We start from the raw sequence: 11,787 nt of genomic DNA, 5'->3' as shown, positions 1-11,787 counted from the left end.
CTCGAAGACTCGCCTACAGTCACTTCGCCTCGGCATAAGTTCTCTGTACGGCTCGAAGACTCGCCTACAGTCACTTCGCCTCGGCATAAGTTCTCTGTACGGCTCGAAGACTCGCCTACAGTCACTTCGCCTCGGCATAAGTTCTCTGTACGGCTCGAAGACTCGCCTACAGTCACTTAACGACAGCAGATCGCCGTTTTTCAACAACCTCAGAGCCCCGCTCCCTCGGTCCTTTGGTTGCGCCCTCAAGTTTCCCGGCCGTCCGGCCGAAGAGAGGGGAGACACACCGCGACAAGGAGCACACATGGGAAGCATCGTGGCCCTGGATGCCTTCAGGGCGTCCGTGGAAAAGACCCGCAATACGCCGCAAGGCCCGCCCCGGCCAGACATCTCGGGCGCGGATGTCTGGACCCGAGATTATCGCGAGGTGGAGGCCGTGGTCTTTGGACTGCTCACGGTGCGCAACCTTGCCGCCCACCATCGCAAGGGGTATGACCCGGCCCTTGACTCCCTGTGCATGGACGGCCTCGACGCCGCCTACACCGTGGACACCGTTGGCCCGGCCCGGCTCAAGGCCGCCCTCAAGCCCCTCAAGGAGTGGCTCCTCGACGCCATGACCGAGGACAACAAGCGCGACATGTCCTGGGCCTTGGTCATCATTGACCTTATTGAAAAATCGCCGGCAAGGGCGCGATCCTGAGTTCGGCACCGGCCGCGCCGGTTCTTCCGGGCAGGGCCGCAGGCCCCGCCGTTTACCAGCCCGATTGCGCCCTTCCCCGAAATTTTCATCGCGCAGGTGTGGGCGATGTCGTATTGGGAGGGCATGAGCGCCCCAGCCGACCCCGGCCCCGTCATCCTGCTCTCGGCAGGCTGTCTATTCCACCTGCCCCTCAAGCGCATCGCGCAGATCGGGCGGGACGCGGGTTTCGCGGGCATGGAACTGATCATGAACTCGCCCAGGCTGACGCCCGAAGCGGGCCTGGAGCGCATCAGCGAGGTACTCCCCGTCAGGAGCCTGCACGCGCCCTTTCGCGACTGGGCCGCCTGGGGCGGGCATCTCGCCTCCTGGAAGGCGACCACGGCCCTGGCCAACGCCCTGCCCCACGCCGACCACATCACCATGCACCCGCCGGGCTCCCGGCTGGCCAACATGATCCAGAACCGCTGGTTCGAGAAGGCGTGCGACCTGCCTCTGCTCCTGGACGCCAAAGGGCGCATCCGGTTTTCCCTTGAAAACATGCCCTGGCCCGAGGGCTCGCCCTTTTCGCGCGATCCGCTGGAAAAGCTCCTGGAACAGTGTCGAGACAAGAACGTGGGCCTGACCTTTGATGTTTGCCACATGGGTGTTTCCGGGCGCAACGTCCTTGATTCCATCGCCAAGGTGCCGTTGGAGATGCTCTACAACGTCCATTTTTCCGATGCCAGGGGCTACACCGAACATCTGGCTCCGGGCAAGGGGTGCCTGCCTCTGGCCGAGTTCCTGCGCCATCTTGGCGGCCGGGGCTATTCGCGCTATGTAACTCTCGAACTCGAACCCGCGGCCTTCCCCGACGACATCGACGGCACCATCGCCCAGCTTGATCGGCTGCGCCGGGACATGGAGGGCTGGCTGACCACCGACACGGAGCGATCATGACCCGCAAGTATCTGGAAAAAGTCTGTTGCCCGGACCAGCGGGTGAACCCGCTTTTCACTTTTCTCGGCATCGAGGTCGAGGCCCTGATGCCTGAGCGGGCCATGCTGCGCCTTCGCGCCAGGCCAGAGCTGGTCCAGGGGGCAGGGATGGTCGCCGGGGGCATCCTGGCCACCCTCCTCGACGAGGCCATGGCCCACGCCGTGCTGGCTGGCAACGCCCCGCGGGAGAAGACCACCACAGTGGACATGAACGTCAGCTACCTGCGCCCTGTGGAGGAGGGGGCCGTGCTCGAATGCGAGGCCCGTGTGGTCAGGCGCGGCAAGCGGGTCGTCTTTGCCGAGGCCGTGCTCCGGGATCTGGGCTCCGACGAGGCCGAAGCTGGCAAGGGCGGTCCGGCTCGGGAGTCGGCCAGGGCCACGGCCACCTTCCTCCTGGTTTGAATCGGGCCGAGTCATTGCCTTTGGCCCGTTGGTGCTTATCTTCGGGCCAGACACATTCCCGGAGGGAACCCCATGACCGACACTGCCCGAATCCTCGTCTGCCCCGGCTGCGGGGCGCGCAATCGCGTCCAGGCCGGGCGCGAGGCCCAGGCCACCTGCGGCAAATGCAGGGCTGCCGTCTTCGAACCGAAGCCGCTGGAGCTCGTGGCAGCCACTTTTGAGCGCCAGATTGCCGGGAGCCACGCGCCCCTGCTCGTGGACTTCTATTCCCCCACCTGCGGCCCCTGCCTGATGATGGTCCCCCAGTTCGAGGAAGCGGCCAGGGCCCTGCACCCGGACGTGCGCCTGGCCAAGATCGACACCTCGGCCGAGATCGAGGTGGCCACCCGCTTCGCCATCAGGGCCGTGCCCACACTGGTTCTCTTTCGCCACGGCCGCGAGATCGCCCGCCAGCCCGGCGCCATGAACGCCCGCGACATCGAGGCATGGGTTCGCAGCCACCTGTGAGGTCGGCGGCAGACTGCCCACCATACCTCTTTTGCAGGAAAACCCCTTGAATTCGAAGGGGAATTGGGCGACTATGCCCGCACTACGCGAAACAGGTTGCGAAAGGAGTTGTTATGGCTAAAGATTTCAGAGAGTTGCTTGTGGAGGCCTCGCGCCACGAGCAGTTTGGCCGCTTCTTCAAGGAGCTGGCCGTTGGCTTCAAGGTGGTGCTTTCCTTCCAGGCGAGCGAGACCCACTCCTGCGAACCGGCCGAAACCCTGGATGACATATACGCCTACACCAAGTGGGAGGTGAGCTTGCGCCAGGTGGACAAGGCCATCGACATCCCCAGGATCGGCGCCTGGAGCTTCTTCAAGGACAAGGAATGGGCCGCGCCCTTTGACCGCCCCGAGTACCAGCGGGCCATTGTCGGCGAGTTTATCCCGGTGGAGGACTGTCAGAAGATTCTGGAGGATGTCATCGAATACGCTATGAGCCATGATCAGATCAAGTCCGAGGACGAGATCGCGGTGGTGGACCCGGATGTGGACCTCAAACGCGCGGGCTGCGGCGGCTGCGGCGCCAAGAAGGCCGACAAGGCCGACAAGAAGCCCGCCCAGTAGACCCGGGACCGTTGGAACGGCCATTGCCAGCTAGCGAGGCCCGCTTTTCGCGGGCCTTGTCGTTGTCAGGCGAAAAAGGCGGTGAGTACGACTGCGTAGACCAGGGCAGGCAGCAGGTTTGCCAGCCGGATTTCTTTCAGTTCCAGCAGGTTGATGCCGATGCCGATGATGAGCAGGCCGCCGCAGGCCGTGACCTGGCTGATCATCATGGGCGAAAAGTATTGCTGGAAGAAGCTGGCGCCGATGGTCATGGACCCCTGGTAGAGCAGCACCGGGATGAAGGAGAAGAGCACGCCCGAGCCATAGGTGGCGGCCAGGGCCACCGAGGCGAATCCGTCGAGGATGGATTTGGTGAAGAGGACTGTGGCATCGCCGTTGATGCCTTCCTCAAGCGAGCCGATGATGGCCATGGCCCCGATGCAGTAGATGAGCGAGGCGGTGATCAGCCCGTCGGTGAACTTGGCGTTGTTGGACTTGATGAGCCGCTTGAAGCGGTCGCCAAGCCGGGCAAAGAGGGTGTCGAGCCGCAGCAGCTCGCCGCTGATGCCGCCCAGCAGCACGGCAAAGATGACGATGAGGATGTTCTCGACCTTGAGCGCCATCTGGATGCCGATGAGCAGTACGCAAAGCCCCAGCCCCTGAAAGACGATGGTGCGGATGCGCTCTGGAAAGCGCGATTGCAGCCAGCAGCCGATGAGGCTGCCGCCGATGATGGCCAGGGCGTTGACGATGGAGCCGACAGGGAGCATGGGCGACCTTCCGGGGTTGAGTGGCGGTTCTACACCGCAAAAGCGGTGCTATCACCAAGGCGCACCCCTGACAAGGGCATTGACAGCCCGCGCCACCCTGCCCTATGAATGACCCACCCCAAGCCAGGGTGGCGGAATTGGTAGACGCAGCGGACTCAAAATCCGCCGGTAGCAATACTGTAAGGGTTCGAGTCCCTTCCCTGGTACCAGAATGAAAACAGCGGCTTGCGATGGATATCGCGGGCCGCTGTTTTGGTTGCTATGTCGGAAGAACTAGGATTTGCCCCACAGCTGCCCCACAAGTGTTTTTTGTGAAGGTTCAGTCCTGTGCCGCTCACTGTGAGGTTGGACGGCCCTGTACGATTTAGGCAGCAGTTTTATCGGGGGAATATTCCGTTATGGCACTCCGAGTGATAACCATCTTCCCAAATTGATTGTAGAGTACATTGACATGTACTAATTTTTAGTACATACGCACTACTATCTTCACAAAATATTTAGACATTGGCATAGCTCATGATCAACAGAACTCGGTCAAAAATGGTGGAGTTGCATTTTTGGGGACCAGCATCCAAGGCGGATGCTGCGGTTAAGGTATTGAATTCTTTAGGGTATACCGAATCAAGCCTACTTCAGACTGTTAGTGCAGCTTCCCAGGCCCCGGGGCGTTTGCTGGTAGCGGCAAGATACGGACAGAGCCTAACCCAAAGGGAACTCTCAGAGAATTCAGGCATTCCGCGAAGGCATATATCGGAAATGGAAAACGGTAAACGTCCAATTGGCAAGGAAAATGCTAAACGTTTGGCTAATTCCTTGGACACGGATTACCGTTTCTTCTTGTAGCATAAGGCGGCAGTATGAAGCTCAACAAAGACATTGAGTTGTTTGTTAAAAAACTTGGATTAGCCCCCTACAATCTCTTTGGCACCGAGAATCATTCTAATGGTTCTCATTATGCACTGATGGACGGAGTTAATGGTAGCTTTTTGTTGTCTCAGGATGCCTCTGAGGACGTGCTGGACAATGCTTTTAATTGGTCTTGGTCTGCTGATGTTAAGCACCACGTTAGCGTCTCCAGGGACGTTGTTACTGTGCGAAAGGCATTTAGCGGAGAGAAGACGAGTTTTTCAAAGAAAACTGTATTGAGTAAGTTGGACAAGTTCTATCGTTATTTAGAAACAGATTCATCGACTCCGGTTGTTGATTCTATTGACCATGTAATAACTACATTCAGGAATTTTCGTAATTCAACGCGATATCACAACGCACTAAGCTCTTTTTTGCTACTTCTCGCGTCATATATGAATAGATATTCTGAAAGCTATGATGATTTTGTTAAAAACCAAGGAGGCTTGTGCCTTAAATATGGTATAGATGTTAATGGCATAGAGACGGTTTCGGCAGATGTCTTGCAGAGATTTAATGACGAATTGAGATTTAATCGGAGGATGGAAAGAAATTTAGAACTTGGTATCACTATCAGGCATGCTGGCGGAATGCTGTTCCAAGAGGCCCAAACAGCATTGTCAAATACGAATTGTCAGCTTACACTTTATGGATTTTCGAACGCGAAAGCTTCTTTGCCTAATTTGGCTAATGGTGGATATTATACTCCACAGGGGATTGCAAGAAGCTTGACTGAGGCGGCAGTTGGTAATCACCTTTTTGCGCCCAAATTGACTATCCTTGATCCTGCTTGCGGTTCAGGAACATTTCTTTGCGAGTCCGTTCGGACCCTCCAGCGGCTTGGGTATATGGGCGAAATAGAATTAATTGGTGTAGACATTTCGAGCGATGCCATTGAAATGGCGCGATTTTCCGTTTCATGCGCTAAAGCTGATTGGCCTGAAGCCCATATTCGTTTTCAACTGCATAATTCAGATTTCTTGTCGATAAGCCCTGAAGAAATGGCTTGTGATATTGTTCTCACTAACCCACCATTTCAGTCTTGGGCGTCGATGAATAGCGAAACGAGGTCGGTTGTCGAACGTATCATGTCCCCCTACGTTAAAGGGCGGCCAGATTTAAGCATGGCTTTTACGCAAAGATCCATAGATGTCCTGCGAGCGGGAGGGACTTTAGCAACAATCCTTCCCGTGGGGGTGCTAACAAGTGATCTTGCAAAAAAATGGAGAAGTGTTTTAGCAGGAGAGCATACCATCGACTTAATCTCCTTGCTTGGGGATCACACTCTTTTTAGGTATGCCTCCGTCAACATTTCTACTCTTATCGTTCAGAAGAAAAATCCCACCGTTGATTCTCGCCTAACTATGCTCTGGGCCGATGAATCTAACAATGCAGCCGCAAATGCTCTCAGGAATCTAAGAGTATTAGATTGGGTTCCTGGGCGAGAGGTGCACAGTACCGCCAATTATTGGAACATATATAATATGCGGCAACAAGACCTGATGAGTCGGGCGAACTGGACTCCAAATTCGACCGGGATTGGGCCTCTGATTGAGGATATAAAATCTACTACCCTAACGACCGTTGGTGACTTTTTTAGTGTTAAGCAAGGCATTAGACCTGGGAATAGGGACCTCTTTATTGTCTCATGCAATTACTACTCTTCTTTGCCTGAAAATGAACAAAGATGCTTCAAGCCTATTGCGGAGAAGGATGCTATCAGTTGTGGTCAAGTAACACCTGTCGATTATATCTTTTATCCAATTCCACAACCTGCAACCGAGCAGGAATTGGCAGAAAGATGTCCTTCATATTATCGTGATGTCCTTTCGCCAAACAAAATGCTTCTTGCTTCAAGAGCTCGGAAAAACGATGATAACTATTGGGTTTTAAGTGAGCCCCGGAGTTGGATGTTTGATGGCCAGCCTAGAATTATCAGTAAATCCTTTTACCGGAAGGATGGTTTTGTCCTTGATGCAGATTGTGAGTATGCGATTGTGCAAGGATTCGGATGGATTTTGAAATCAAGTATAATTGCTTCGCTCAATAGTGGGTCAAAAGAGTTGATCGTCGATTTACTAAAACTGTATTTAGCGGTGTTTAATTCTGACATCTTCACGTCAATTGCAATGGAATACTCAAGCCGCCTGCGAGGAGGGTATCTTGAGGTCGCAAACAAGTACATGAAACCCATCCCACTTCCTGACTTGACAGACTTGTCTGCGCATCATCCTTCAATGATTAAGCAGGCTGGAGAGATCCTTGATTTATTTGATCAAGGACAACCGCTTGGTTCACTTTTAAAAAATAAATTTACGGCTAGCGCGTATCAAACTAGTTTAGACGATTGGAACGTGGTTATTTAAATGGCTTTTGTCATAGACAAGCATCAATTTAGTGGAAGGGTGAACTCCCTGCGTTCTATGCTTGCAAAAGTATTAGATGAGCCAACGCTCATTCTAGAGCGTCTTCCGGTTGATTATAAGGTTGCTCTTACGTTTTCAGCTTCAAATAATGCGCCTCGCGTTACCAGTAAACGAAATGAAAACATCATTATGCTGTCGCGGTGTCCCAAAAAAGACATTTCGATTTGGGTAGGGATGTCAGAATGGTGGCTTACAAAAAAAAGTGAATGTTTTTTCGATAATTATGGATTCAGGTTCTATTATTGCCCATCGACCTCTAAAGTCGGCAAAGTCAAAGAAGATATTTTTCAGCAGATCATACGAGTTGAATGTGTGAGCTGGAACGGAAGTGAAGCTCCTGGAGAAGGTGCGGCGCACCCTCATTTCCACATTGACCAATGGCCATTAAAGGATACACAGCAAGAGCACAGAATGATAGAAGCTGAGTTACTGGAAATTTCAAAGTCCAGTGAAGAAGTGCATGACTTCTCGGATGCTTTTTTGGAACGGTCGCCAGTTGATGAGCCTAATTCAAATTGGCTCTCTCGTATTCATTTCCCGCTACAGGCGAAGTGGTTTGAGTCCAGATTTCAAGAACTAGCAGTGCCCCCCTCGCCACATGTCACGTCTCCCGCCTCTATCGAGGAGTTGGACAACTGGATATATTCATTACTTTCATACATGAAAAATGAATTTGAAAAGTACCTTATCAAAGCGTAGCACATAGCCTCAATTGTTTGTTGGGTAGTCTGTACAGTGATAATATTCACCTAACACCGCCGCCCCCGGGGGAAGAGTTCAGGCCCTTCCAGGCCCGCCACCCCACGACCCCCCCCCTCAACAACCCAACTCCGCCTTACATCCTCCCCGCCCCGTAATCAGCGCATTAATCAGCCTGTTCAAGCTCACGCCGTTTTCTGCTGCCGATAGAGCCAAATCACGGTGCACGGCGGGCGTGGTTCGCAGGGAAATCTTGCCAGAGAACTTCTTCTGGCTGAGCGGTTCCGGGATCGGCTCACCGCTGGCCTCCATGTCGGCCACCACGTCGCGGACGAGGCGGACGATGCCTTCAAGGGCGGCTGCCTGTTCCTCGTCGAGCCAGGAGAGGGCCGGGAACTCGGCGCACAGGCCGACATACTCCTGATCCTCTTGCGACCAGAGAACCCGGTAGGAGTAATGCTTCACGTTCATCTGGCGCCTCCTTCCTGCTTGTCCCTACTGGCGCGGCTTCCTGAAATCGTGGGTGCACACGGCTGGGCGGTCGCTGCATCGAACACGATACGGAGCCTGTTTTTTGCCTTCAGTCTATCAATGTTGAATATTTAACGGCCTTTGTGCTGTCAATGGCAAGAGCATCGATTTGGAAAAAGAGGTGCAGCCATGGTCGCTGCTTGCCCCGCCTCCCTCCCTTGAGATACGTGTATCTCAAAGGAGGTGCCTATGCCTATTTCCATTCGGTTGCCGGAAGAGACAGAAAACCGGCTCAACGCCCTGGCGGAAGCCACCGGGCGCACCAAGGCGTTTTACATCCGCGAGGCGATCCAGGAGCACCTGGAGAACCTTGAGGACATTTATCTCGCGGAGCAGCGGCTCGCGGACATCAAGGCGGGCAAGAGCCGCACATATTCGATAGACGAGGTGGAGGCGCGCCTTGAACTGGCGGATTGAGTTCGACGCAGCTGCGGAAAAGGAATTGGCCAAGCTCGACAAGCAGGCCCAAAGGCTTCTCTTGAAGTACCTCCGGGAGCGGATCGCTCCCAACAACCCGCGAGACTATGGGGAGCCGCTTCGCAAGAATCTCGCGGGCCTCTGGAAGTACCGGGTCGGAGACTATCGCCTTGTGGCCGACATCCAAGACGAAAAGGTCTTGATCCTGATTCTCCGTGTCGGCTACCGCAGAAAGGTCTACGGGGGCCATTGAGCCCCGTTTCCTTGCTCCCGCTGAAGCCCCGGGAGCGGCGGGTTTCGTGGCGGTTGATCTCCATGGCGGCGCGGCCGGGGTTCTTGATCTGGATGCTGCGGGCGCGTCTTCGGGGCTTTCAATGCTGTAGATGATGGCAGGCGTGAGGCCTTGGCCGTGGAAATCGATACCAAGTGCTTCAGGTCAATCGGGCTTTTGCCCATGGCCTGTTGCGCGTTGTCGGAGTCCGGGAGGAATCACGAATTCAGCTTTACGGACGGGCCACAAGGGGCGTCAGGCTTGATCCGGGCCGCAGGGCATTCCTGCGGCTAGAATTCATAGGTGAACTTCAAGCTGCCGGTCACGCCCTCGCGTTTGCCCACATACCCCTGCAAGCCGAGGTCCAGGGACAAGGGCACCGATGCCCACGGCGCGGACACAAGCCCCAGCTCACAGGTGCCGGTATCGCCCCGCATGGAAGGAACATCCATGGCGAGCCCGTTGGTGGTGGCGCGGGCCATGCCGTCGAACTCATGCTCATAGGCCGCGCCTATGTAGGGAGTGATATGTTCACTCACCGCGTGGCTGAGGCGCGAGCCGAGGCGCACACGGCTGGAGTCCACATCCTTGAAGCGTATGTTGTCGCCGGTAGACAGCGTGACGGAGTCGCCCTCCTGCCGCGTCCAGAAGTATTTGCCGTAGAGGTCAAGCGAGGTATTCTCCGCCATGCTCCAGACATATCCGGTTCCCAAATGCCAACCGTAATACGTGGATGACGAATCGTATTCCGCGCTGCGTCCGGCTGCATCGCGCAGATCGTACGAGTCATATTCGTTTTCCAGGCCACCCGCCCGGCCCGAGGCTTCGACATAGAAATTGCCGGGTCCGGCATTGGCTAAATCCACCCGGCCAAGGACACCGCCGCCAACATAGCGGGTGCTGCCGTCTCCCTTGACCGAAGCGGCAGCGCTGAAGGAATTGTAGGTATTGTACGAGCCTCTGCCGAATTCGACAAACGGCCCGCCAGTCAGACGGCCGAGGGAGCTGTCGGCTCCCCAGGCCAGACCGGCCATCAGGGAGACACTGTTGATATCTACATGCGAGCCGGAATTATACCGCATGGAACCGCCTGAAACCGCACCAAACCCGACAGGGGCACCGGCACCGCCGGCAACCCCGGCCTTGGCCGCGGAAACGGCAGAATCCATGCCCTGCCCGGCGACCACGTCCGCACCTTGCGTGACCATGCCCAGGCCGGAAACAAAGCCCTCTGAAAGTGCCTTGGACTGTTCATTCACCGCAGCCCCGGCTGGGGAGACCGTGGCCAACAGCTTGTTGTTTTCGACTGTGAGGTCAAAGTTGTACACCAGGGTCACGCCCTGCATGCCCGTGCCGCTCGCCCTGGTGTTGAGGCTGCCATTGGTGACCAACGTCCCGGCGTTGATGAGCGTTATGCTGTCGCCTTCCAGCAGGGGTGAGGAACTGCCGTCAATGCCCACATTAACGACGGAAGACCGCCCGCCGCTGCCTGTCAGGTCTGCCGTGCCGGTCACTGTCAGCACGGTATCGTCCGCAGACAATGTGGAAGGCAGGTAGAAGTTAAGATGCTCAAAATTGCTAATCGCTTTCGCCGTCAGCCCAGAGGTTTTAACATTCAAGGTGTTGCCGCTGAAAACCTCAGAGCCCCACCCCCCCCCGTAGAGGCTTGCGGCTGTCAGATTCGGGGAACCGCTGATGGTCACGGTATTGTGTGTGGCCTGTCCGGTGGTTCCTCCAGAGGCAGCCCCGCCGCAAACATCCCAGACGACAGTGCCACCGCTGATTGTCACAATATTGTTTCTGGCGTCTGCACTGCCGGAGTTTGCATCGGCATACCCGCCCCAAACTTGCCAAACGGTACCGCCGCTGATAGCAACGGTATTGCCGGAGGCAGCAGCTGACGCGCCATACTCAGAAATTGCCACCCCGCCGTTAAGATAAGTTAGGGAACCTCCGTTGAAGTTGACACTATTGCCGGAGGCCGTAGCGGTGTAACTGCCGTGATTTTTGATTATAGCTGCGCCACCATATGCGGAAGACCCTTGCCCCCCGTTGATAGTCACCGTATTATCTGAGGCAGTCATTGACGAAGGCTGTTCAGATCTAGCATATCCTCCATGTATACGGACACTAATACCTCCTGCATATGGTGTTGCACCGCCAGGATCTATGGTTACTGTGTTGCGGCTGGACGCCACATCCCCCTCGGTGGTTTCTCCGAAAAAATACCCACCGTATATTCCTTTAGTGACGCTCCCGCTAATGATGGTCACGCTATTGTCTGATGAAAAAGTGTTCTCTTTATGCGCATCGAGGTTGTTTGACCCACCAATGCTTATAGTCGCGTCTTCGGTCAAGGGGTTGCCTATCACAACATCATAGTTGTAATTCCCGTTATACGTCACGGAAGCGGCAACGCCATTTTGTGGCAACAAGAGAATGAATCCAAGCGAAAACACGGCGCAAAGCAGCATGGCAACACGAGGCGGCGAAGAAAGCCTTGCGCTGCACAAGGTGTCAGTCAGTCCTTGGGAAAAAAACATGTAATGCTCCAGATACTTTTTTGATTTCTCTATTTATATTTTGGATCCAAAATGTGCGCT

At 55.3% G+C, this 11,787-nt stretch carries 13 protein-coding genes and 1 tRNA gene; 11 read left to right on the top strand and 3 right to left on the bottom strand.

Translation table 11 applies throughout. The annotated features are described in order from the left end of the window. Positions 1–304: 304 nt before the first annotated feature. The 5 genes from GKC30_RS13160 (at position 305) to GKC30_RS13140 (ending at position 3,185) form a co-directional block, all read left to right on the top strand. Positions 305–700, top strand: a complete 396-nt coding sequence (locus GKC30_RS13160) for a hypothetical protein (protein ID WP_155935430.1) — start codon at positions 305–307, stop codon at positions 698–700. Between the two features lie 123 nt (positions 701–823). Then, entirely contained in the window at positions 824–1,636 is an 813-nt protein-coding gene (locus tag GKC30_RS13155; protein ID WP_155935429.1) for a sugar phosphate isomerase/epimerase family protein, read from the top strand. After that, positions 1,633–2,076, top strand: coding sequence for a PaaI family thioesterase (locus tag GKC30_RS13150; protein WP_155935428.1), 444 nt, complete (start codon positions 1,633–1,635; stop codon positions 2,074–2,076). The genes GKC30_RS13155 and GKC30_RS13150 overlap by 4 nt, the downstream gene beginning before the upstream one ends. Positions 2,077–2,148: 72 nt before the next feature. Next, the gene (locus GKC30_RS13145) at positions 2,149–2,583 is read left to right on the top strand and encodes a thioredoxin family protein (RefSeq protein WP_155935427.1); all 435 of its coding nucleotides are present in this window, start codon (positions 2,149–2,151) and stop codon (positions 2,581–2,583) included. Between the two features lie 113 nt (positions 2,584–2,696). Continuing rightward, positions 2,697–3,185 (top strand): hypothetical protein, encoded by a 489-nt coding sequence (locus GKC30_RS13140; RefSeq protein ID WP_155935426.1) that lies wholly within the window; start codon positions 2,697–2,699, stop codon positions 3,183–3,185. A 65-nt stretch (positions 3,186–3,250) separates the two neighbouring features. Here the strand turns inward: GKC30_RS13140 and GKC30_RS13135 are convergent, their stop codons facing one another. Then, complete coding sequence (locus GKC30_RS13135; RefSeq protein WP_155935425.1) at positions 3,251–3,934, bottom strand: DUF554 domain-containing protein; 684 nt, start codon at positions 3,932–3,934, stop codon at positions 3,251–3,253. Between the two features lie 122 nt (positions 3,935–4,056). Here GKC30_RS13135 and GKC30_RS13130 point away from each other — a divergent pair. From GKC30_RS13130 to GKC30_RS13115, 4 genes are all read left to right on the top strand, one after another. After that, positions 4,057–4,143, top strand: a tRNA-Leu gene (locus GKC30_RS13130). 307 nt (positions 4,144–4,450) lie between these two features. Then, complete coding sequence (locus tag GKC30_RS13125) at positions 4,451–4,777, top strand: helix-turn-helix transcriptional regulator (RefSeq protein ID WP_155935424.1); 327 nt, start codon at positions 4,451–4,453, stop codon at positions 4,775–4,777. 14 nt (positions 4,778–4,791) lie between these two features. Then, entirely contained in the window at positions 4,792–7,206 is a 2,415-nt protein-coding gene (locus GKC30_RS13120; RefSeq protein ID WP_155935423.1) for an HsdM family class I SAM-dependent methyltransferase, read from the top strand. After that, positions 7,207–7,965, top strand: coding sequence for a hypothetical protein (locus GKC30_RS13115; RefSeq protein WP_155935422.1), 759 nt, complete (start codon positions 7,207–7,209; stop codon positions 7,963–7,965). 117 nt (positions 7,966–8,082) lie between these two features. Here the strand turns inward: GKC30_RS13115 and GKC30_RS13110 are convergent, their stop codons facing one another. Continuing rightward, entirely contained in the window at positions 8,083–8,436 is a 354-nt protein-coding gene (locus GKC30_RS13110) for a type II toxin-antitoxin system HicB family antitoxin (RefSeq protein WP_155935421.1), read from the bottom strand. Between the two features lie 249 nt (positions 8,437–8,685). On the opposite strand from GKC30_RS13110, the gene relB reads away from it, so the two are divergent. Further along, the gene (relB, locus tag GKC30_RS13105) at positions 8,686–8,913 is read left to right on the top strand and encodes a type II toxin-antitoxin system RelB family antitoxin (protein WP_155935420.1); all 228 of its coding nucleotides are present in this window, start codon (positions 8,686–8,688) and stop codon (positions 8,911–8,913) included. Beyond that, entirely contained in the window at positions 8,897–9,166 is a 270-nt protein-coding gene (locus GKC30_RS13100; protein WP_155935419.1) for a type II toxin-antitoxin system RelE family toxin, read from the top strand. Before relB ends, GKC30_RS13100 begins: the two co-directional genes overlap by 17 nt. A 308-nt stretch (positions 9,167–9,474) precedes the next feature. Here GKC30_RS13100 and GKC30_RS15050 read toward each other — a convergent pair whose 3' ends face one another. Beyond that, complete coding sequence (locus tag GKC30_RS15050) at positions 9,475–10,707, bottom strand: autotransporter outer membrane beta-barrel domain-containing protein (RefSeq protein WP_367614141.1); 1,233 nt, start codon at positions 10,705–10,707, stop codon at positions 9,475–9,477. Positions 10,708–11,787 lie beyond the last annotated feature (1,080 nt).

Source organism: Pseudodesulfovibrio alkaliphilus (assembly GCF_009729555.1).
In the GTDB taxonomy this organism is placed as follows: Bacteria; Desulfobacterota; Desulfovibrionia; order Desulfovibrionales; family Desulfovibrionaceae; genus Pseudodesulfovibrio; species Pseudodesulfovibrio alkaliphilus.
The sequence above is the reverse complement of the archived record's forward strand: the minus strand, read 5'-3'. Positions and strand labels throughout refer to the sequence as shown.